Source organism: Vibrio penaeicida (assembly GCF_030689305.1).
Taxonomy (GTDB): domain Bacteria; phylum Pseudomonadota; class Gammaproteobacteria; order Enterobacterales; family Vibrionaceae; genus Vibrio; species Vibrio penaeicida_B.
This window is the reverse complement of record NZ_JAUYVM010000024.1, coordinates 1-21,384: the sequence shown is the minus strand read 5'-3', so window position 1 is coordinate 21,384 and position 21,384 is coordinate 1. Positions and strand designations below refer to the sequence as shown.

Annotated in this window: 21 protein-coding genes and 1 pseudogene; 16 read left to right on the top strand and 6 right to left on the bottom strand. The window is 47.4% G+C overall.

All coding sequences use genetic code 11. The features are described 5' to 3' along the window. Positions 1-25 precede the first annotated feature (25 nt). The gene (hcp, locus tag Q8W40_RS25195) at positions 26-1,687 is read left to right on the top strand and encodes a hydroxylamine reductase (protein WP_305401206.1); all 1,662 of its coding nucleotides are present in this window, start codon (positions 26-28) and stop codon (positions 1,685-1,687) included. A 76-nt stretch (positions 1,688-1,763) separates the two neighbouring features. Beyond that, positions 1,764-2,807 carry a hybrid-cluster NAD(P)-dependent oxidoreductase gene (locus tag Q8W40_RS25190; RefSeq protein ID WP_305401204.1) on the top strand — a complete coding sequence of 348 codons (1,044 nt, stop codon included), beginning with the start codon at positions 1,764-1,766 and terminating at the stop codon, positions 2,805-2,807. A gap of 111 nt (positions 2,808-2,918) precedes the next feature. On the opposite strand, the gene Q8W40_RS25185 is transcribed toward Q8W40_RS25190, so the two are convergent. Further along, a complete protein-coding gene (locus tag Q8W40_RS25185) occupies positions 2,919-3,815 on the bottom strand; it encodes a LysR family transcriptional regulator (RefSeq protein ID WP_305401203.1) in 897 nt (298 codons plus the stop codon). Between the two features lie 141 nt (positions 3,816-3,956). On the opposite strand from Q8W40_RS25185, the gene accD reads away from it, so the two are divergent. The 8 genes from accD to Q8W40_RS25145 all read left to right on the top strand — a co-directional run bounded on the left by accD (position 3,957) and on the right by Q8W40_RS25145 (position 12,584). Further along, a complete protein-coding gene (accD, locus tag Q8W40_RS25180) occupies positions 3,957-4,844 on the top strand; it encodes an acetyl-CoA carboxylase, carboxyltransferase subunit beta (RefSeq protein ID WP_305401202.1) in 888 nt (295 codons plus the stop codon). Positions 4,845-4,990: 146 nt separating this feature from the next. Continuing rightward, entirely contained in the window at positions 4,991-6,124 is a 1,134-nt protein-coding gene (gene msrB, locus Q8W40_RS25175; RefSeq protein ID WP_305401200.1) for a peptide-methionine (R)-S-oxide reductase MsrB, read from the top strand. Positions 6,125-6,346: 222 nt separating this feature from the next. Then, complete coding sequence (locus Q8W40_RS25170; protein ID WP_305401198.1) at positions 6,347-7,264, top strand: NAD(P)-dependent oxidoreductase; 918 nt, start codon at positions 6,347-6,349, stop codon at positions 7,262-7,264. Next, positions 7,261-8,799 (top strand): aldehyde dehydrogenase family protein, encoded by a 1,539-nt coding sequence (locus Q8W40_RS25165; RefSeq protein WP_305401196.1) that lies wholly within the window; start codon positions 7,261-7,263, stop codon positions 8,797-8,799. The genes Q8W40_RS25170 and Q8W40_RS25165 overlap by 4 nt, the downstream gene beginning before the upstream one ends. Positions 8,800-8,814: 15 nt before the next feature. Further along, positions 8,815-9,579 (top strand): serine O-acetyltransferase EpsC, encoded by a 765-nt coding sequence (gene epsC, locus Q8W40_RS25160; RefSeq protein WP_305401195.1) that lies wholly within the window; start codon positions 8,815-8,817, stop codon positions 9,577-9,579. Further along, entirely contained in the window at positions 9,579-10,472 is an 894-nt protein-coding gene (locus Q8W40_RS25155) for a VOC family protein (protein ID WP_305401193.1), read from the top strand. The genes epsC and Q8W40_RS25155 overlap by 1 nt, the downstream gene beginning before the upstream one ends. A 2-nt stretch (positions 10,473-10,474) precedes the next feature. Next, a complete protein-coding gene (locus Q8W40_RS25150; RefSeq protein ID WP_305401191.1) occupies positions 10,475-11,680 on the top strand; it encodes a M20 aminoacylase family protein in 1,206 nt (401 codons plus the stop codon). Between the two features lie 4 nt (positions 11,681-11,684). Then, complete coding sequence (locus Q8W40_RS25145; protein WP_305401189.1) at positions 11,685-12,584, top strand: LysR family transcriptional regulator; 900 nt, start codon at positions 11,685-11,687, stop codon at positions 12,582-12,584. 1 nt (position 12,585) lies between these two features. On the opposite strand, the gene Q8W40_RS25140 is transcribed toward Q8W40_RS25145, so the two are convergent. Then, on the bottom strand, positions 12,586-13,317 hold the full coding sequence (locus Q8W40_RS25140) for an SDR family oxidoreductase (protein WP_305401187.1): 732 nt from the start codon (positions 13,315-13,317) through the stop codon (positions 12,586-12,588). A 314-nt stretch (positions 13,318-13,631) separates the two neighbouring features. On the opposite strand from Q8W40_RS25140, the gene Q8W40_RS25135 reads away from it, so the two are divergent. The 3 genes from Q8W40_RS25135 (at position 13,632) to Q8W40_RS25125 (ending at position 15,939) form a co-directional block, all read left to right on the top strand. Then, the gene (locus Q8W40_RS25135; RefSeq protein WP_305401185.1) at positions 13,632-14,558 is read left to right on the top strand and encodes a histone deacetylase family protein; all 927 of its coding nucleotides are present in this window, start codon (positions 13,632-13,634) and stop codon (positions 14,556-14,558) included. Next, the gene (locus Q8W40_RS25130; RefSeq protein ID WP_305401183.1) at positions 14,558-15,046 is read left to right on the top strand and encodes an NUDIX domain-containing protein; all 489 of its coding nucleotides are present in this window, start codon (positions 14,558-14,560) and stop codon (positions 15,044-15,046) included. Before Q8W40_RS25135 ends, Q8W40_RS25130 begins: the two co-directional genes overlap by 1 nt. A 137-nt stretch (positions 15,047-15,183) precedes the next feature. Beyond that, positions 15,184-15,939: an IclR family transcriptional regulator gene (locus Q8W40_RS25125; RefSeq protein ID WP_305401181.1), complete on the top strand. Its 756-nt coding sequence runs from the start codon at positions 15,184-15,186 to the stop codon at positions 15,937-15,939. On the opposite strand, the gene serC is transcribed toward Q8W40_RS25125, so the two are convergent. Continuing rightward, entirely contained in the window at positions 15,911-17,053 is a 1,143-nt protein-coding gene (gene serC / locus Q8W40_RS25120) for a 3-phosphoserine/phosphohydroxythreonine transaminase (RefSeq protein WP_305401180.1), read from the bottom strand. The two genes, Q8W40_RS25125 and serC, sit on opposite strands and share 29 nt — an antisense overlap. A 200-nt stretch (positions 17,054-17,253) precedes the next feature. Between serC and Q8W40_RS25115 the strand changes: the two genes are divergently transcribed. Then, on the top strand, positions 17,254-17,496 hold the full coding sequence (locus tag Q8W40_RS25115) for a hypothetical protein (RefSeq protein WP_305401179.1): 243 nt from the start codon (positions 17,254-17,256) through the stop codon (positions 17,494-17,496). A 42-nt stretch (positions 17,497-17,538) separates the two neighbouring features. Then, the gene (locus tag Q8W40_RS25110) at positions 17,539-18,228 is read left to right on the top strand and encodes an MOSC domain-containing protein (RefSeq protein WP_305401177.1); all 690 of its coding nucleotides are present in this window, start codon (positions 17,539-17,541) and stop codon (positions 18,226-18,228) included. A gap of 71 nt (positions 18,229-18,299) precedes the next feature. Here the strand turns inward: Q8W40_RS25110 and Q8W40_RS25105 are convergent, their stop codons facing one another. Further along, the gene (locus Q8W40_RS25105; protein ID WP_305401175.1) at positions 18,300-19,034 is read right to left on the bottom strand and encodes a glutamine amidotransferase-related protein; all 735 of its coding nucleotides are present in this window, start codon (positions 19,032-19,034) and stop codon (positions 18,300-18,302) included. Positions 19,035-19,108: 74 nt separating this feature from the next. Here Q8W40_RS25105 and Q8W40_RS25100 point away from each other — a divergent pair, with 74 nt between their 5' ends. Beyond that, entirely contained in the window at positions 19,109-19,948 is an 840-nt protein-coding gene (locus Q8W40_RS25100; RefSeq protein ID WP_370693432.1) for an AraC family transcriptional regulator, read from the top strand. Between the two features lie 22 nt (positions 19,949-19,970). Here Q8W40_RS25100 and Q8W40_RS25095 read toward each other — a convergent pair whose 3' ends face one another. Both Q8W40_RS25095 and Q8W40_RS25090 read right to left on the bottom strand, forming a co-directional pair. Next, positions 19,971-20,387, bottom strand: coding sequence for a hypothetical protein (locus tag Q8W40_RS25095; protein WP_305401258.1), 417 nt, complete (start codon positions 20,385-20,387; stop codon positions 19,971-19,973). A 54-nt stretch (positions 20,388-20,441) separates the two neighbouring features. Next, positions 20,442-21,176 (bottom strand): annotated as a pseudogene (locus Q8W40_RS25090) (NUDIX domain-containing protein); the annotation flags it as partial. Positions 21,177-21,384 lie beyond the last annotated feature (208 nt).

Sequence of the window (21,384 nt, the reverse complement as noted above, 5' to 3'; positions counted from 1 at the left end):
AACTATAATCACTGGAGAACCCAATATGTTCTGTATTCAATGTGAACAGACAATTCAAACCCCCACCGTGAAGGGCTGCTCCTTTGCACAAGGAATGTGTGGCAAAACTTCAGAGGTATCCGACTTGCAAGATGTGTTGGTCTACACTCTGCAAGGGGTTTCTTTTTGGGCTGAACACGCGTTTAAATTCAACATTATCAACGATGAAATTAATCAATGGGCACCGAAGGCGTTCTTCTCTACGTTGACCAACGTAAACTTCGATCCAAAACGTATCCTAGAGCTGACTTCTCAGGCTGCATCCTACAAAGCCCTTCTAAAAGAACAGGTCACTTCAGCTGCAATATTGGCAAATGAAAGCCTGAGTAACGTGCCTGAAGTTGCGAACTTTGAACTTCCAAGTAGCGCTGAAGAGATATTGGCGTTTGCCCCTCAAGTTGCTTTAAATCGCGGAAAGGATCAAGTGCACGAAGACGTGATTGGTCTGCGCTTACTATGCCTGTATGGCTTAAAAGGCGCAGCTGCTTATATGGAGCATGCGCGTGTGCTTGAACAGACGAATAATGACATCTTTGCGGAATACCATGAAATCATGGCTTGGCTAGGTACTGACCCTGAAGACTTAGCAGAGCTTTTAGACTGCTCTATGCGCATTGGTCTAATGAATTACAAAGTGATGGAAATGCTCGATCATGGCGAAACGGCGACGTTTGGTCACCCTGAACCAACATCCGTTAACGTGAAGACAAAAAAAGGCAAATGTATTCTGGTATCGGGTCATGACCTTCATGACCTAGAGAAAATCCTTCAGCAAACTGAAGGCAAAGGCATCAACGTATATACCAATGGTGAAATGTTGCCTGCACACGGTTACCCAGAGCTGAAAAAGTATTCTCACTTAGTGGGCAACTATGGCAGTGCGTGGCAAAACCAGCAGAAAGAATTCGCCAACTTTCCTGGTGCCATCGTAATGACATCGAATTGCCTGTTGAATCCAGATATGGGGCAATACGCCGACCGCCTGTTTACTCGCAGTATTGTAGGGTGGCCAGGTGTCGCACACATTGAAGGCGATGATTTTACTCAGGTTGTGGATTGTGCTTTGGCGCAGGCAGGCTTCCAGCATGATGAAATAGAACACAACATCACGGTTGGTTTTGGCCGTAATGCATTGATGAATGCGGCTCCAGCAGTGATAGACCAAGTGAAGCAAGGTAACATCAAACACTTCTTCCTTGTGGGCGGTTGTGATGGCGACAAAGCAGAGCGCAGCTACTACACCGACTTCACGGCAGAAGCGCCAGAAGACACCCTGATCTTAACGTTGGCTTGCGGTAAATTCCGTTTTAACAAAAATACCTTCGGTGATATCAACGGCATTCCGCGTTTGCTCGATGTAGGGCAATGTAACGATGCGTATTCCGCTATTCAGCTTGCCCTAGCATTAGCAAAAGAGTTCGACTGCGACATCAACGAGCTACCACTAACACTGGTTTTGTCTTGGTTCGAACAAAAAGCGATTGTGATTCTACTCACTCTATTTGCGCTGGGTGTCAAAGGTATCTACACCGGTCCAACGGCACCTGCATTCCTAACCCCTAATCTGATTGCGATTATTCAAGAGAAGTTCGATATGCGTAGCATTGGCAATGTTCAGGACGATCTAAAAACTATCCTTGCAGCGTAACCGCAACGCTCATCTCGCGCCTCCTTAATTGGGGGCGCGTTTATCTATCGAGTCTCCAACAATTTTAGAGAATGTTATGTTTTTTGAATGGAAAGACAGTCAACCAGTGACATTACAATGTGTTGACAAATACCATGAAACGGCTGATTCAGTCAGCTTGATACTGGCAGACCTTACTGAATCACTTTTGTTTGAATTTAAAGCGGGTCAGTTCATCAGCCTTGGAGTTGAAGTGGATGGGAAAATGGAATTCCGTGCTTATTCACTCAGTTCACTTTCTGGTGGTGATTACCTGCAACTGACCATCAAACGCGTCGAAGGTGGGAAAGTATCTAACTTCATTATCGACAAACTCCTGATTGGAGATACCGTTCAAGCGCTTCCCCCTACGGGTGATTTTAATAGTATTGACCACCCGCCAATAGAGCATAATGGCAAAAAGAAAGCGCTACTGATCAGTGCTGGATGTGGAATTACCCCTGTGTTTGCAATGGCCAAAGATTGGTTGAGTAATGATCTCGATGTTGACGTTGAATTTTTGCACGTTGCGCGTTCACCCCAAGAAACCATCTATTTTGATTTGCTTGAGACCTACCATGCCGTTTATCCCCACTTTAGCCTCAAGCTACTGCTGAAAAATGGTGGTGAGACTTCACACCCGGTAGGTCGACTGGACGCTGATTGGATACAAAAGTTAGTGCCAGATTTTAACCAACGTACGGTCTATCTTTGCGGTCCGAACCAATTCATGCAAGATGTTAAAGGTTTTCTGGTGGGTTTTGGCTTTAACATGGAAAACTTCCATCAAGAAAGCTTTACGCCAGAACTTCATGAAGAATCAAGTGTGTCAGATGAAGCGGCGGTTGTATCCGTTCCAGACTTTGCTCAAACCATTGAAGCTCAGAAAGGGCAGGTATTGGCAGATGTTTTAGAAGGGGCCGGTTTACCTCTTATTATTGCGTGCCGAAGCGGTATTTGCGGGTCATGTAAGTGTAAAGTGAATAAAGGCAGTGTTTCCTCCACCAGCCAAGAAACGCTAACCGAAGAAGAAATCAAACAAGGCTATGTGCTTGCTTGTTCTTCAACCATTGAATCCGATCTTGAGATGCAAATTGGCTGAATTCGATAAGTGCTCAGAATCAACATATGGCGGTGTGGTCTGGCAAAACGCTATCAGGCGTTTGCCCAAAATAGAACGATCCGCCTACAAAAATATTGCAGCGAGAAAGAGCTAACCCGCTTTTGATTGCTGCAATAGATGTTCAATGAACATGGCGGTTTTCTTTGCCAAATGTTTTCTAGAGGCATAAAACGCATACAGGACCAAATCTTCAGGTTCATATTCAAGTTCAATGGTATTGAGAAGACCTGAATTCATTTCATCACAGCAAAACTCCGCTGGAAGTATGGCAAACCCAAGACCAGCCAACGCCCCTGATTTAGCAAGATGCCCGCTGTTCACCCTAAATGACGAGTTCACTTTCTGTGTGATAAGTTCGCCCTTTTTATTTTTGAAGATCCAAGGAGTGCCATTCAAAACGGAGAAACTGCTAATACAAGGTACATGATTTAAATCGGTAATCCGAAAAGGGGAAGGGTGAACTTGAATGAGTTTCGGTGCCGCCACCACCACACTTGGCCAGCGTTTAATCTCTTTTGCGATCCAATTGCTGTCGGCAAGTTTCCCGCGGTGGAAACTCATAACAACGTCAAACCCATCCAGCAAATCCTCTTTCGGGTGAATGCTGGTATCGCAACACAAGGAAATGGAAGGGTTCTGAGAACAGAAAGATACAACAGCCTCAGCCAATGCAGGAGAATCGGGCATCAGAACCCTAAGTTGTCCCATGGCTTCACTCGTGTGTTGAGTGATGTCTTCAAGCGCATCATTAAGTTTATTGAGCAAAGGTTGTGTGCGAGTGTAAAGCTGCTCGCCGGCTTCCGTTGGGGCTATCTTGCGTGTCGTTCTGTCGAAAAGTCGTGTGCTTAGCTTCTCTTCCAATAACGCAATATGACGACTCACGTTGGAGGTTGGTAAGTTGAGAAATTCAGAAGCTCTTTTAAAACTGTTGTTCTCATAGACACAATGAAAGCTCTTGAGCCATACCTGATCAATCTTCTCTAGCATTCTAACTGTCCCATATTATTGGATTATAAATCCTATTTACGCCACTTTATTACCAAAAGTAGGCTTATACAATGCAATACCATGAAAGGTTTATCTGGAGAGTGCTCACAGATAGGTATGGTATTTGAATAAGGTTACCCAATGAGTTGGTTAGAAAAGCTGTTAGATACAAAGAACATAATCAGAACACGAAAATCCACAATTCCGGATGGGGTCTGGACCCGTTGCCCTTCGTGTGAACACACGCTCTATCGCGCTGCCGTAGCGGAAAACCTAGAGGTCTGCCCTAAGTGCGATTATCACATGAGAATGGCGGCACGACGCAGGTTAGATGTCTTTTTGGACCAAGGAGACCGATGTGAAATTGCGGGCGAACTCCAGCCAAAAGATCTTCTCGGTTTTAGAGACTTAAAGCGCTATCAAGAGCGATTGGCGCTTGCACAAAAAAGCACGGGTGAAAAAGATGCCTTAGTTGCCATGAAAGGTGAACTTTTTGGGTTACCAGTGGTGGCTTGCGCTTTTGAATATTCTTTTATGGTCGGCTCCATGGGATCGGTGGTGGGTGCTCGTTTCGTAAGAGCAGTGGAGGCTGCTATTGATGCAGAATGTGGGCTCGTGTGTTTTTCTGCTTGTGGAGGTGCCCGCATGCAGGAATCTTTAATGTCCCTAATGCAAATGTCCAAAACGAGTGCTGCCCTAAAGCGTTTATCTGATTTGGGTTTGCCTTATATTTCGGTACTAACAGACCAAACCTTTGGTGGCGTGTCGGCAAGTCTAGCGATGCTTGGCGACATAAACATCGGCGAACCTAAGGCACGTATTGGATTTGCAGGGCGACGAGTCATTGAGCAGACGGTTCGCGAAAAACTTCCAGATGAATTTCAGCGAAGCGAGTTTTTATTGGAACATGGCGCGTTAGATATGATCGTAGATAGACGAGAAATACGTAATAAAGTGGGTGGGTTATTGGCGAAGCTGTCCAACAAAAATACGATTAATGAAAATATAACGGTGAAATCAAATCGTTAACCAAAGGAACGGTCATAGGTACGGGTAGGAGATTCCTGCCTGTCGATTCCAAGAGGGAGAGAAATTTTCATTATCGCTGTAACTTTTTTGTGATTACTCCTGTCTTCTTATGTAACTCCATTGATAAAAATGACGTTAAGGAAGTTATGAATACAGTCTCGAAACTATTAGTGGGATTCTCTGTTCCTGTGATGTTCTTCTTGCTCAGTCAAACTGGAACAGCAGATACAATGGAAACCAAAGCTGCATCGGGTAAATCAGAAATAACAACGCTCGCCGGTGGGTGCTTTTGGTGTACCGAATCTGATTTAGAAAAACTGCCAGGCGTGCTGGATGTGGTGTCTGGATATTCTGGCGGGGATCTAGAAAACCCAACCTATCGCCAAGTTGCTTCTGGCGGAACGGGTCATATCGAAGTGATAAGCGTGAAGTTCGATTCTAATGTGGTGAGCTATGAAGAAGTGTTGGACCACTTTTTCCGCCATATCGACCCGACAGACAACAAAGGGTCATTCGTCGATCGCGGTGCACATTACCGTCCTGCTGTGTTCTATCACAATGCGGAGCAGAAACAGATTGCCGAGCAATTTATGATGGAAATTGATAAGGCGATGATTTTCCCGAAACCGTTGAAAACCGAATTGATCGAGTTTGACACGTTTTATCCAGCAGAAGCCTACCATCAGGATTACTACAAGAAGAGTAGCCTGAAATACAACTACTACCGCTTTGCTTCTGGTCGCGATCAGTACCTAGATGAAGTGTTTGGTGATGATCGTAAAGAGAATCCGAAAACGTTGCGCCAATTGATCGACGCGAAACATACCCCCTCAGCGAAGGTGTATGAGAAACCTACGGATAAGGAAATCAAAGCAAAACTCACAGATCTTCAATATTACGTGACGCAAGAAGACGGCACAGAACGCCCATTCAACAACAAGTATTGGGACAACAAAGAAGCGGGTATTTATGTCGATATAGTTACAGGTGAGCCGCTGTTTTCGTCCACAGATAAGTACAAATCGGGTACGGGGTGGCCAAGTTTTACTAAGCCCATTAGCACGAGCTATGTGGTTGAGAAAACCGATTTTAAATTGGTGTTCCCAAGAACCGAGATTCGCAGTAAGTTTGGCGACTCTCACCTCGGTCATGTGTTTACAGATGGGCCCAAGCCAACTGGTCTGCGTTACTGCATGAACTCAGCAGCGATGAAGTTTGTTCCTGTCGAGCAAATGGATAGCCAAGGTTACGGCGACTACCTGTATTTGTTTGAGGCATAGACAGTAAAGCCAAGACCAACATACCTAAGGTCTTTAGACCCCAATCCAAAAGAGGCGCTAACGACGCCTCTTTTTTTATCTATCCATCATTTATAACCGCCTTCAAGATCCACACAATTCTATGTTGCCAAAATTAGAACAATAAAGTCTCTTTGTTGTCATTCTTCAGTTTCTTATCTTTGTCTACTATGACTCTATTGAGTGTTAATGGAATGTGACGAAATGAAAGATCAGCAGACGAAAAATCAAAATACGAAAGCGCAGCAAGCCATCGGTATTGTCGGGTTAGGCAGTATGGGGTATGGCATGGCGATGACACTCCTTCGCGAAGGGTTTACCGTTTATGGGCTGGACCCTTCTTTTGAGCAACAGGAAGCCGCTAAAGCTTTAGGTGTTACGGTGGTACCCGATACCGAATCCCTTTGCCTTTCAGTCGATAACATCCTTCTCTCTCTACCCACAGCAAAACACGTGCAATCCGTTATTGAAGGGGAAGGCGGCATTATCGAGCACGCCAAACCCAACACATTAATTATGGATACCACCACATCGGAGCCCGATGTTACCCGTTGTTTAGCCGAAAAGCTTAACAGGCTTGGGCATCAAATGCTGGACTGCCCACTCAGTGGCGGTGCGGCAGGTGCTTCTGCGGGGACCATGGTGATTTTGGTTGGAGGTGCGCCAGAAGCACTCGAAAGAGCAACGCCATATCTAGACGCTTTGAGCGCGAAAACGGTGCACCTTGGCAAATCGGGTAGTGGGCATGTCGCCAAGCTGGTGAATAACCTCCTGTGTGCTGCGCATTTAGTTACCACGGCAGAAGCCATTACTTTGGGTGTGAAAGCGGGGTTGGATCCGGAACTTCTGATTGATGGGCTCAATGCCGGCTCAGGAAGAAGTGCGATCAGCGAGGTGAATTTCCCGAGATGGATTCTGAATGAAAGCTTCGATTCCGGTTTCACCGCTCAGTTGATGCGAAAAGATTTAGGGTTAGCCAAACAACTCATAGAAGAGTGCCAGCTCTCGCTTCCAGTATCGGAAAATGTCACCCAGATTTGGTCGGACAGTAAAGACACCGTTTCAGGCTCAGAAGACTTTAATCGCATTGTCGATTACGTGCGCAAGGAGGCAAACTCATGAAAGTGAATGTCGAAAACCATGGCGAACAGCAAGTAGAATCATTGTTGAACACGCTTTTAGGCTCAACCACGTTCGGGAGTTGGGTAAATGGCCGTCTAGTTGAAGGCGATGGAGAAGAACTTTTTTTAACCAACCCAGCCACAGCAGGATGTTTTCTTAGCTACAAAGACGCAGGAGAATCGTTGGTGGATCAAGCCGCCGAAGCCGCGGTTGCTGCGCAAAAAAGTTGGTGGAAAATAACAGCACCAGAAAGAGCGCGAGCCATGTGGAAATGTGGCGATGTCATTCGACAATCGGCAGACGATCTCGCTTGGTTAGAATCGATATCAGCAGGAAAACCAATTCGAGACTGTCGCGTTGAGGTGGCGAAGGTCGCTGAAATGTTTGAGTACTATGCAGGTTGGTGCGATAAGCTCACGGGCGACGTGATTCCGGTTCCGACCAGCCATTTAAACTATACGCGTCATGAACCTTATGGCGTTGTGACTCAAATTACCCCTTGGAATGCTCCCATCTTTACAGGCGGTTGGCAGATCGCCCCTGCGATATGTGCAGGAAATGCGGTCCTAATAAAACCGAGCGAGTTAACGCCATTAAGCACAACGGTTCTCGTGAAGTTAATTGAAAATGCAGGCATTCCCAAAGGGTTAGTGAACGTAATTAATGGATTGGGGCGCACAACGGGCGCAGCCGCGATTGCGCACAACGCGACGAAGAAAGTGGTGTTTGTTGGTTCACCCAATACGGGCAGTATTATTGCTTCTGCCGCGGCCCAGCGAGTGATTCCTTGCGTATTAGAACTTGGGGGTAAGTCTGCCAATATTGTGTTTAACGATGCCGACATCGACCGGGCAGTAATAGGGGCACAAGCGGCAGTATTTTCCGCCGCAGGGCAAAGCTGTGTGTCTGGCTCACGTTTATTGGTGCAAAAAGGCATTTATGAGCAAGTGGTAGAAAGGCTGGCATCCGCCACGAAGAAAATCACGCAAGGGTTGCCGTGGGAAGAAAGCACCATGGTCGGTCCCATCAATAATCAGACCCAATTTTCTCATATCCAAAACTTGGTTCAGGCAGGGTTGGTGGATGGTGCGGAAGTCGCCGCTGGTGGCAACCACGCAAAAATTGCAGGCGGAGAGCAAGGATATTTTTATTCTCCGACAATTTTAGCTAATGTAAACAATGATATGTCCGTCGCACAGCAAGAGATATTTGGTCCGGTGGTTTCTGTTATTCCATTTGATGATGAAGAGCAGGCTGTAACCATCGCGAATGACAGCAAGTTTGGCTTAGCGGGGGCAGTGTGGACAAAAGATGTGGGTCTCGCGCACCGCATGGCATCGCACGTTAACGCTGGTACCTTTTGGGTCAACAGTTATAAGGCAATCAATGTGATGTCGCCATTTGGTGGGTTCGGAGAGAGCGGGTATGGACGTTCTAGCGGATACGATGGATTAAAAGAATACACGCAGACCAAAAGCGTGTGGGTTGAAACCGCAAAGGAACCGAGTATGGCATTCGGGTACTCGGTGGAGTAGCAAAGGAGCAAGCAAATGTACGATTACCAAAGAACAGTAGACAAAGCGCGCCTGTGGCAATCCATTCAAGGAGAAGCATTCGAAGTTATGCAGCAAATGCCATTGCTCGCGGGCTTTTATCAAAGACACATCCTTGAAAGACGCAGCTTTAATGACGCACTTTGTTCAGTGTTGGCGGAAAAACTCAAGGATGAGCACAGCGGGGCAGAAAAGTGGCACGACTTCCTGAGTGAGCAGATGTTGCGTTCAGGTGATATCGCCCAATCGGCGATGCAAGATTTACTGTGCCAATTGGAAAGCAACGCCAGCATCAAAGACCACTCCACGCCATTACTTTACTTTGGTGGCTACCAAGCATTGCAATGCTACCGAATTGCCCATTACTGCTGGCACAACGACATGCAGCCTATGGCGCTCTATATTCAAGCGAAAGTGGCCAGCGTATTTGGCATTGATATTCACCCAGCCGCAAAAATTGGCAGTGGTATTTTTCTTGATCACGCAGTGGGTATCGTAATCGGTGAAACGGCGGTAGTTGAAGACGACGTAACCATATTCCAAAGCGTCACCTTGGGTGGCACAGGTAAAGGCCAAGGAGACAGGCACCCTAAAATCCGAAAAGGCGCGTTTATTGGTGCAGGCGCGGTGATATTTGGGAACATCGAAATCGGCGAAAACGCCAAAGTGGCAGGTGGCGCGGTAGTTGTAAAACCTGTTGAGCCCAATACAACGGTAGCGAGTTCGTTCTCCACGCCAATCGGTCATCCAAGGAACCAATAATGAGCAACAATCACCTAGGGATCGATCATCCGCTGGTTGCTGTCAAAGACATGGACAAAGCCTGTGAAGATTTCGCTAGGCTAGGATTCTTCATTAACCCAAGGCATCACCATCCTTGGGGAACAGATAACCACTTGTTGATGTTTCCCGAAAACTTCATTGAAGTGATCAGCATTTACGATCGCAGCACGTTGGACATGAAAAACGAACGCGGTTTTGCGTTTGGTCGATTCATCAGTAATTCGATAGAAAGACGTGAAGGGATCTCTTTGGTTGCCTTGCACAGTGAAGATGCTCGCCAAGATCACCAACTGATGGAAGAACGTGGCGTTGAGAACAACGGAATAGTCGATTTTAGGCGTGTAGCGCATCGCCCCGACGGCTCGGAAGAAGAAGCGATTGTTTCATTGGTCATGCTGATCAATTCTGAAACGCCCTCTATTTCGCATTTCTTCTGTCACCAACACAAGCCAGAGTTGGTGTGGGTAGAAGAATGGATGAACCACCCTAATGGTGCAAATGGCATTACCTGCGTAACGTACATTGCGCATGACCCAAGTGATCTCGAAGCGCGGTTCAGCGGTATTTATGGTGAAGCAGCCACGGATTTACAAGAGGGCTACCTGAAGGTTCAAACCGACAGAGGAATATTTGAAGTCGTGTCTCCGGACATTGCACGCGCTCGATTCTCTGGTATCGATTTGCCCATTGGTGAACAAGAACTCCCCACTGGCGTCGCGATTCGAGTGAGTACTACCTCGATGGAGAAAGCGAAAAAACATTTGAACAAAAATGGGGTGGATTACGTCCAAACAGAAGAAGGCGGGGTCAGAATTCCTGCCCACTACGCTGGCAACACAATCATTGAAATCTACCCAGAAGAGGCGAAGTAAATATGAAGTCAGAATTGCCCATTGGAGAGGATTTACAACAAGACATGCAGGCGTGGAGGCGTGACATACACGCTCACCCTGAAACCGCATACGAAGAACACAGAACGTCAGAAAAAGTCGCCGCATTGCTGGAAAGCTTTGGTCTTGAGGTACACCGCGGTTTAGCGGGAACAGGGGTTGTTGCAACAGTAAAAGGAAAGTTAGCGAGTTCACAAGCGAACGATTCAGGGGTAAATGAATCAAAAGCAATAGGGCTAAGAGCAGACATGGATGCTTTAAACCTAACCGAACTCAATGACGTTGATTATTGCTCAAAGCACAAAGGAAAAATGCATGCCTGCGGTCACGATGGACACACAGCCATGTTACTCGGTGCCGCGAAATACTTATCTGAAAACCGCGACTTCGCGGGCACGGTCGTTTTGATATTTCAGCCAGCAGAAGAAGGGGAAGCGGGCGGTCGAGCCATGGTCGAACAGGGTTTGTTTGAACAGTTTCCCGTGGATGCGGTGTACGGCATGCACAATTGGCCAGGGCTAGAAAAAGGAAAATTTGCCGTCCATAACAGCGCTGTGATGGCTTCCATGGATTTATTCGATATCTCCATTACCGGTAAAGGCTGCCATGCCGCGATGCCACACCTTGGTGTTGATCCTGTGGTGATTGCCGGCCAGCTTATCTCATCACTACAAAGTATTGTCGGACGTACACTTAGCTCGCTAGAGTCTGGGGTCGTTAGCATCACTAAGATGCAAGGGGGCGAAGCCTACAATGTCATTCCCGACAGTGTAACGCTATCTGGCACCTGTCGAGCTTTCTCACCCGAGGTGCAAGAGCTACTGGAATCCCGCATTCGCACTCAAGTTCATCACATTTGTGAAGCCTACGGAGCGAATGGAGAAGTCGACTATCGTCGTATGTATCCACCAACAGTCAATGTGCCGGAGTATGCCGAAAGGTGTTCAAAGGTCGCAGAATCTTTGGTCGGGGCAGAAAACGTGAAGCACTGCATGGCACCTAGCATGGGTGCTGAGGATTTTGCTTTTATGTTGCAGGAAAAGCCAGGCGCGTACATATGGGTAGGTAACGGTGTGGGCGAAGAAAGCGCGGAATTGCACAACCCACATTACGATTTTAATGACGACATCCTTTCGCTTGGGGCAAGCTATTGGGTTGAGCTTGTACACGCTCAATTGAAACCGGAATAACCGTTTGAGCCCAATTAACGAAAAGCGCGTGGCGTATTTTTATGAAGCCGTGATGTTAGGGACGATTCGCGCCGCGGCAGACAAGCTCAATGTCGCTCCTTCTGCGGTGAGCCGTCAGATTTCGATGCTGGAAGAAGAGCTCGGCTGCGTGCTGATAGAGCGCCATCGCAAAGGCGTTGCGACAACCGATGCTGGGGATATTGTCTTAAAATATTACCGCGAATCCATATCAAACCAAGAAGCGTGCCTAACCAGTTTAGAGTCGCTTCATGGTTTGCAAAGCGGTCATATAAAGTTGGCGGTTGGAGAAGGGTTTATCGGCGACTTGATGTCGGGGCCTTTACCTCAATTTCAGGCTCAGTATCCCGAGCTTACCTTTTCAGTTACTTTGGGCGGTTCGAACGATGTGATTCGCAAAGTCGAGCAAGACGAAGTGCACATTGGGTTGTTGTTTCACCCAAGTAAACACCCCAATATACGTTCTCAAAGTATTGTGCTTAAGCCTATTTGTGCGATTGTTCCACCCGATCATCCACTGACAACGTTGGACACTCCCGTCACCTTAGAAACTTTGCTTGAGTACCCAATAGGGCTACAGGATGTGGACTATGGTGTGCGTCAGTTAATTGGTATGGCGGAATTTCAGCAACGAATCCGATTTCACCCCAAACTAACCACCGACTCAATTGCGGTGCTTAAGCACTTCGTGCGTTCTGGAATGGGAGTAACCTTGTTGCCGGAGTTTGTGGTGGCAAGAGAAGTAGCCGACGGTCAGTTGGTTGCGATACCCATCGCGCACCCCATATTACAGCAAGGTGAGGTGCACTTAATTACGCGGCTCGGTCGCCAGCTCTCAGAAGGACCGCAAAAATTGGTTCAGCACTTAAAACGCTGGCTTGGGTAAATCACCAAGGAATCGCATTACCTTGGTAGTCGTAAAACCCACCACTTTTTTCTGCATCAATAGATTCGATCACTTCGTAAAGCCCCTTTGCAGACTCTTCCGTTGAAATAAGCGCATTTGGTCCGCCCATTTCCGTTTGCACCCAACCAGGGTGAAGAGCAACAACATGGAACCCATGTGGGTGAAGATCGTTATGCAGGCTTTTCGCAACAGAGTTCACCGCCGCTTTGGATGAGCGATACAGATAGCCGCCGCCAGAGGTATTTTCAGCCATGCTGCCCACCTTAGATGAAATGCATGCCACGGTTTTTCCCTGACCAGAGTTAAGATTCTCAAAAAATGCTTCTACTAACTTGAGTGGGGCAATACTGTTGATTTCGAACACCTTTCGCCACTCTTCCACATCGGTATTGCCAAACCCATACCCTTTAGGACCGTAGTAACCCGCATTGTTGATCAATAAATCCACGCTTCCTACGTTCTTGGTAAACGAGTTCTGAGCGCAAGAGTTCTTGATAAACGAGCTCTGGGCAAATTGATTCACGGCAGGGTAGTCGGTGACATCGAGTTCAACCGCTGTTAGAGCCGTTTCATTTTGAGCAAGCGCGATAAGTTCTGCGGAATTCTTTGCGTTACGGTAAGTTGCCGTAACAGTCCAGCTTTGGAGTAAGTAATGTTTGACGAGCGCCAGACCGATTCCTCGGTTTGCGCCTGTAATAACGACATGTGGCATGAGTCTATTCCAACGTTTTTCACGAAATAAGAAGAGTAACGGCAAGCCAACTGCTAAAGCAAATCAAAGCGAATAAAATCGTGGCAGCGAGCGCACCAAAGAGTGTGCCTGAAATAAGCATCAGATTTTTGTTCATATCCATTCCATAGAAAGTAACAAGACGTAGACGATAGTGGATTCTTTATTTCTTGTAAATGAGAATTATTATCCTTAATGGGGAGGGCTTATACCGCAAGTTTTGCGTCCACAGAACCTAGTAACTAGAGTGGGCTAAGGTATATACTTCCTCCAAACATCTTCACAACGATTTATTAATGATTCCGGTTATTTATCACCCGATCTACTCAGAGCTCTCTCTTCCACCGAAACATCGATACCCGATCACCAAATACCGCAGGTTGTACGAAAACGTGGTTCAAACGCGTGAACACGATACTCAGTGGCGTGAGACATTAGCGTTTGTGGAGCCACGCGCGCTTAACGCAGACCAAGTGGCGGCGGTGCACGATGAATCGTACATTCAGCTGCTGTTTTCTGGTGAAATGCCCGCAGCAAAAATGCGACGAATCGGGTTTCCGTGGAGTGAACAACTGATCACCCGAACCTTAACCTCGGCAGGGGGCACGGTAGAAACGGCAAAGCAAGCGATTGAACACGGTATCGCGCTGCATTTGAGTGGTGGATACCATCACGCGCACAAAGATTTTGGCAGCGGCTTTTGCCTGATTAACGATTTGGTTTTGGCTGCGCATGAAGCACTGAGCCACGAACACATTGATAAAGTTTTGATTATTGATGCCGACGTTCACCATGGTGATGGCACCGCAACCCTATGTGAAGATAGAAGCGATATCATTACTTTGTCATTCCACTGTGATAAAAATTTCCCAGCCAGAAAGCCAACATCGGATATGGATGTACCACTTGCCCGTGAAATCGGAGACGAGGAATTTCTTTCAAGTTTTAAGCAAGTGGTTGAGATGGCGATCAATATTCACCAGCCGGATTTGATCATTTATGACGCAGGCGTGGATATTCATACCGATGATGAACTAGGCTATTTATTGGTGAGCACAGAAGGCATTTATCAACGTGATCACTATATGTTTTCAATAGCAAAAAATGCCGGTATTCCCATTGCCTCCGTAGTGGGCGGCGGCTACCGAACCGAGCATCAGGACTTGGTACCTATTCACAGGCAGCTGATTCAAGCCGCCATTGATGTATTTAAGGACGATTGATGGAACATAGAATTCGTGCGGCAGGCATTCTTATCGAGGATGAAAAAATTCTCTTGGTGAGAGTGAAAGACCACACTGGGGTGTATTGGATCCCACCTGGTGGAGGAATGGAAAATGAAGATTCCACCACCAAAGACGCGTTGCGCAGAGAGTTTCGAGAAGAGACGAACTTGCGAGTGAAAGTGGGCGATTTGATATGTGTGCGAGAGTTTCAAGAGCAGCACCCATTGCGATATCACGCCGAGTTTTTTTACTTGATAGAGAGTTATGAGGGAGAACCAAGCAAGGAAAACCTGATAGGTCTTAACGATCAGGATTACATTCAAGATGTCGAGTGGGTAAGGCTGGATACCATAAAAAACCTGAGAGTTTACCCAGCGGAGCTGAAAAGTACCTTGATTGAAGATGCCATTAACAAACGCTTCAGCACCCACCTTGGCAGCTATGTTCAAGGGGAAAACGAGTCTAAAAACTGGCTTGAGGCGTAAACCAATGTTCCGGTGCCTCGGTGAATGCCGAGGCTATTGTTTACTCTTGCCTTTACACTCAGCGTTGTAAAACGCCCATCTCACGGTAGTATGTACCTCGTCCAATCCTTCTTTCGAGTACGCCCAGAAGACACACTATGGAAAAGAAAAACCAAGGCATTCAGTCCGTTGAGCAAGCATTCGACATCATTGATTTTTTTGCCGATCAAAAACACGCCATTTCACTGAGCGATGCCGCAGCGCAACTGGACATGTCGAAAAGCAAACTGCACAAATATCTGGCGAGCTTGCTAAGAGTCGGCGTAGTGGTGCAAGACGACGCAGGGAATTACCTTCATGGTTCTAAGTTGCTGGAACTGGGCGCAAAAATCCTTGGCAGAACCGACATCATTCAAACCTGTGAACCGTTTCTTCATGCGCTAAGGCAAAGCAGCCAGCAAGCGGCGGCATTGGCGGTTTGGACACCCCACGGCCCAATGATTGTTCGTTTTCTCGACCACCCTTCGCCTGTGTCGGTGAATTTCAAAATCGGCTTTTATGCCCCTGTCACCAGCAGCGCGGTCGGGCGTTGCTTCGCGGCTAACCTGCCGACATCGGCGTATGAGGTTCTCGCTAAGAAAGAGCTGGGCGACAATTCACAGCGGTGGCAAGCTTTTACCGAAAGCTGCGAGCAGATTAAAGCCGATTTTGTCTCGGTTCGAGAAGAGGTAAACCCTGTGATCCCCGGTGCTAAAGCAGTGGCGGCTCCTATTTTTGACGCAGTCAGGCAAATTGCAGCCAGCCTAATCCTTATCGGTTTTGACAGCTCTGAAACCGTAGAACAAAGCAGCCTAGATTTGATCAGCAATGCAGCGCAAGACATCTCTAAGCAGTTGGGCTATTTACCGAACTAACCGCAGATCGAACTTGCGGCTTATGCTCTCTTTCGAAGGCTTTCATAAACTGGATTAACGCCTCCACACCTTCATAAGGCATCGCGTTATAGATGGAGGCGCGAATGCCTCCGGTCACTTTATGCCCTTTCAATCCTTTCAGCCCCGCCTGATGAGCGCGATCTAAAAAACGTTGTTCCGTTTTAGGGCAGGTAATCCTAAACGTCACATTCATGATTGAACGGTAATCTGTGTGAATGTCATTGATGTACAAGTCGGATTCATCAATACATCGGTATAAGACGCTGGCTTTTGCCTGATTTTGCGCAAACAGTACCGATACACCACCTTGCTGTTCCACCCACTTCAGTACTTCTCCACATAAATACCACGCAAACGTAGGCGGCGTATTTGCCATCGAAAGCTGCTCTACCTGACGGCGATAATCCAGAATTTTAGGAATGTTGTGGCGATCCGCTCGGATTAAATCCTTTCTGACAATGGTGATCGCCAACCCAGAAGGGCCAATGTTCTTCTGAGTACCCGCGTAAATTAAACCGTAACGGGAAACATCGATAGGGCGAGAGAGAATGGAAGATGACATATCTGCCACAATAGGCACGTTCGTTTCAGGCAGTGCGTGATATTCCATACCATTGACGGTTTCATTAGGGCAAACAAACACAAACTGGGCGCTCGGGTCGATGTGCCAGTCTTGCTCTGGTGAAATGGCATGCTTACCTTCTCGAATATAGGTAACATCCAGCTTACGAGGTAGGCAAAACTTTTTCGCCTCTTCGTAAGCACCGCTTGCCCAGTGCCCATACACCAAAAAGTCAGCTCTTTGTTTACTAGCCGATTCACGCTGGTCGATCAAATTCAACGGCACAGCCGAGAACTGGCCGCTGCCACCGCCGTGAGAAAACAGCACATGGTAGTTATCTGGAATCGACATCAATGCCCGCAGCCTCGCTTCGGTCTCTTCCCTAATAGTGGCGAACTCATCACTTTGGTGGCTGAACTCCATTACAGACATGCCCGTATGCTGCCAATCCAACAACTCGCTTTGTGCTTTTACCAACACATCACTTGGCAGCATCGCCGGCCCCGCCGAGAAACTGTATACCTTTCCCATCTCACTTCTACCTCACAAATTCCTGTGTTTCTTATTGGCTAAAAAATGTTCACGCGTTTCCTAAAATCGCTAGTTGTACACTATTGGTGAATAACGTATCCTAATATTAAATATTGAGCAATAACTTACTAAGAGAATTCTTAACCGTCGGCTCCGCCCATAGAGCACAACGGTTTCTTGGTCAGAAATAAGGAGAAGCAATGAGATATCGCGTGGACATTTCCCAAAACAATACAGCGCTTTTTTCCATTCAAATCGAAGCGTTAAGCGAGGCAGGCTGTAAAGAAAAGCTCGCAATAGCGTTGGTGGGATTCCCTATTTCAGAAGGGTTTGAACGGCAGGTATTTGTGTCCGACAGTGAGGAACGCCTGTTAAAAAGCACGAGTTCACGCCTTGAAGTGCTGGCGATAAATCCGGTGTTTCAGCCGCTAGGGTTGATGTAATTCCATTCTGTAGCTCTGGAAAAATGGATGGAGGGAAAAGCCATGCGCAAAGTAGGAACAGTCACATCGTTGTTGATGGGTAAAGTCAGCACAATTGCAGAAGGGGTCAGCAGCGGAATCGACAAACACCCGGTTGAAGGCCGCTACTGGGTGAACGAGTTAGGGATTGAAGGTGACGAACAAGCCGACAAACGTTATCACGGCGGCGTGGAAAAAGCGCTTCACGCCTATGCCAGCGAACATTACGAACGCTGGGTAGCCAAACTCGGTGATGCGCCTAGGTTCCATCAAATTGGGGCATTTGGAGAGAACTTAAGTACCCAAGGGCTGGATGAAGACACCATCTGCTTAGGCGATATTTACCAAATTGGTGAATGCTTGGTGGAAGTTTCCCAAGGAAGAATGCCGTGCTGGAAACTGAATGTCCGTTTCGATCGCCCTGATATGTCTCTTTTGCTGCAAGAAACGTTATGGACAGGTTGGTATTTTCGGATTTTGCGAGGAGGTCATATCGGAGCAGGGGACGACATCTACTTAATGGAACGTCCTTTTCCAGAATGGCCGCTGTCCAAAGTCACTGGTTTGATTTTTACAGGCTGTATGGAAGAAGAAGCCCTTCAGTCACTATTGAATGCCCCTTTGGTGGATTCATGGAGAAAGCTGGTGGAGCGTCGACTCGCCACCGGAGAGCTTGAAGATTGGGGCTATCGGCTTTACGGAGAACCAAGGTAAGAGTGGCAGAAGTACGGGCGCCTCGCACTGCTTTGGTGTCAGGGTGTTACTGTTATGGGCTCAATGAGGGATCAGCCTCGCTGCGCTTTTTTTGCTTGATACATAGCGACAAGCTCATCTAAAAACTGCCCCAGTAAGGCATTCATATGTTGAGTAGGCATGGCTTTGATCTCGCTTGGGGATTGCACAAACGGTTTGCCTTTCAACGTAGTCAGATCTTGTTGGCTGTTTTCAATCAGCGCATCGAACTGTTCCGGCACAAATTCCAGATGGCATTGAAACCCATACACCAAATCGCAATAGCGAACAATTTGCCTCGGGCAACCTTGGCTTGCAGCAAGCACTTTTGCATTGGCAGTCAGCCCCGGCATATCGCCGTGCCAGTGCCCAACTTGTTCTTCTAGGCTAAAGCCAGCCAGCAAAGGGTCTTTAATGCCTTCTGGGGTGAGTTGAATAGGGAAACTGCCGATTTCGGGTTCTGGGCTGGTTTGATGTTTTGCTCCTAACGCTTCGCCAATTAATTGCGCCCCCAAACACACGCCTACCACAGGCTTGCCCGATTCAATAGTGTGCAGGATAAGCGAACGCTCTTTGTTGGCATCAAAATGGGCGCATTCTTGAGTTGTGGTCGCGGGGTTTTGAGGGCCGCCAAGCACCACCAATAAATCAAACGCGTCACTGTTCGTGGGCAGCGCGTCGCCAAGGTAAAGCTTGGAATAATGGGTGGTAAGTTGGTTGTCTTTGGCCCACGTTCCGAAGTAGCCTTCACTTTCAAAATATTCGTGGATGATAAAATGCACGTTCATAGATTGTCTCCTTTAAGTTACAGGACAATCTTAGTGGTGGAAGACCAAAGCCGATAAGGATAGCCAGACACATGATGACGCCAACCCGACAAGACGTTTCCATTAACCAAGTCATAAAGGTTCGGCAGCACAGCGTGGCACTGTTCAAACGCATCTCAATGGAAAAAGGTTACGTGGATGCTTGGCATGGGCACGACTGGCATCAGGTAATTTTTCCGCTAAAAGGCTTACTGCAAACCCAAACCGAACACGCCCGATTTCTGGTTCCGCACACCTCGATTTTGTTTGTGCCAGCAGGGGTAGAGCACGAATCCATAGCGCTCAGCGACACCCAGTTTATTGGTATTTACCTTAATCCTGCGCGGCTAAACCCAGAGCATTCCGATCCAGATATAAAATGCCCAACCGAGGTTCAAGCTGTGTCGCTTTCTCCGTTCTTGCGCCACTTGCTGCTTGAGATAGAGCGTTTTTGTGAGAAACCAGAATCAGACGCCATACTGCGCAATTTAGTCGCGGTATTAAACGACCAGTTTGCCTTAGGGGAGCCTTTTCAGTTTAAAACGATGCTACCAAGAGACAGACGGCTTAAGACTATATTTGAACGCTTAAGCGAAGCGCCAGCGCAAAACCAGACACTGGCAGAGTGGGGGGAAGAAGTAGGTGCGTCGGAAAGAACCTTGTCTCGCTTGTTCGCCAGCGAATTCAGTATGTCGTTTGCCTTATGGCGTCAGCACATCCGAATGGTGCATTCCCTTGCGCTGCTGGATAACGATCTGCCTATCCAAGCAGTAGCGAGTCAAATAGGGTATGAGAACGACTCTTCCTACATCAAAACCTTTAAAAGCATGTTTGGCATTACCCCCAATCAATACAAAAAGCGCGTATTGGATGAAGCCCCGCTATTTGCCGAGTAAGCGCCTGCTATTTCGCCTCGCCTTATTTCACCTGAGCAAACTTAAGATAAGAATGCAGCTCGCCGTTTTTGTGCTCAACCGCAGAATGAATATTGTGGTCTTGATTGCCGACAATGGTGAACTGATAGGTGTTATCGCCCTTGGTAATGCCGACTTCCAATAACCCATGTTTCAGCTGCCATGTGCCTTGGATTTGGAAACGGTCGAACAATCGAAATTCGTCTAACGTGCCGTTTTCATGGAACATCACCTCGGTAATGTAGCCACCCGTGCAGGTTTTTATCCAGCGGGTATTCGCTACATCTTGGTTCGTGAAACCACGCTTGGATTTAAGCCAGTTTTGGAATGGTTCACTGTTCAGATCATCGGTATTGATTTCAGGCTGCTCAACCAGCTCTCCTTGGGCTTCACGGATAAACAGCTGTTGCAAAACGGGCATTAGGTTCAATGCTGGCTCGGAATTCAACGACAGCGGTGAATAAACCGCACTGCTGGTTTGAGCAAAGAAAGTCTCTTGTTTTTTGTGCCTGCCAGTATTGCCTGCCAATTCCACCAGTGCCAATCCATCTTGATTGAGCAGGGCACCGACCATTTGGCGATTAAACGGGTAGCTGATTTCGTCTTGCAAAAACTCACTCACCGGAACCCATTTCGCTTCGGCAATTTCATCGACATCCTGAATGCTGATGGTTTCTTCCGTCGCCGTCAGTTTGCAGACGATGTACATATTGGACTTACCAAACTGAAATGGGTGCTTGGTGGTGATACCCAAAATGGACTCAAATTCTGCTGTCACCCCTGTTTCTTCCCATACTTCTCGCACCACTGATTCACCAATAGGCTCACCCAGTTCCACATGCCCGCCGGGCAATTTGTAACCCTTCATGCCGTGTTCTTTGATCAGCAAAATCTCTTGCTGGTCGTTTTGAATCAGCGCCCCAGCACCCACGGTGTGGGTAGGAATAAACGGCACAAAGGTATCGGGCTTAGGTTTGTGAATCAGGGTGATCGTGCGTTCTTCACAGTTGTGAAAGGTAAAACCCTGCGCTGTGGCTTCTGCAATAAGGTGGGATTGCTCAATGGGTAGGGTTAACCAAATCAGGTTTTTGCGGTTGTCTGTGGCATAACCAAGTACCTCGCGCAACTCACTAGCGAACGCGGCATTACTATTAGGAACAGTTTCGGCAGAAAGGATGATGCCATTGAAGTTATCGAGCTCGAAGTCCAAAGAATTTCCTTATTGAGGCAGACGTTATTATTGATATAACTCTAAAGTGCCTGAAATGAGTGAGAAATCCTAGAGGGTAGGGTGAAAAAGCCGCTGGGGGAGCGGCTTTTTGACTGGGTTTCGATTACTCATTTTTGTCGAGTAGACGACACTTGTTACCAAGTGCCGCCCCTCTAAGAACCGTACGTGCAACTTTCACTGCATACGG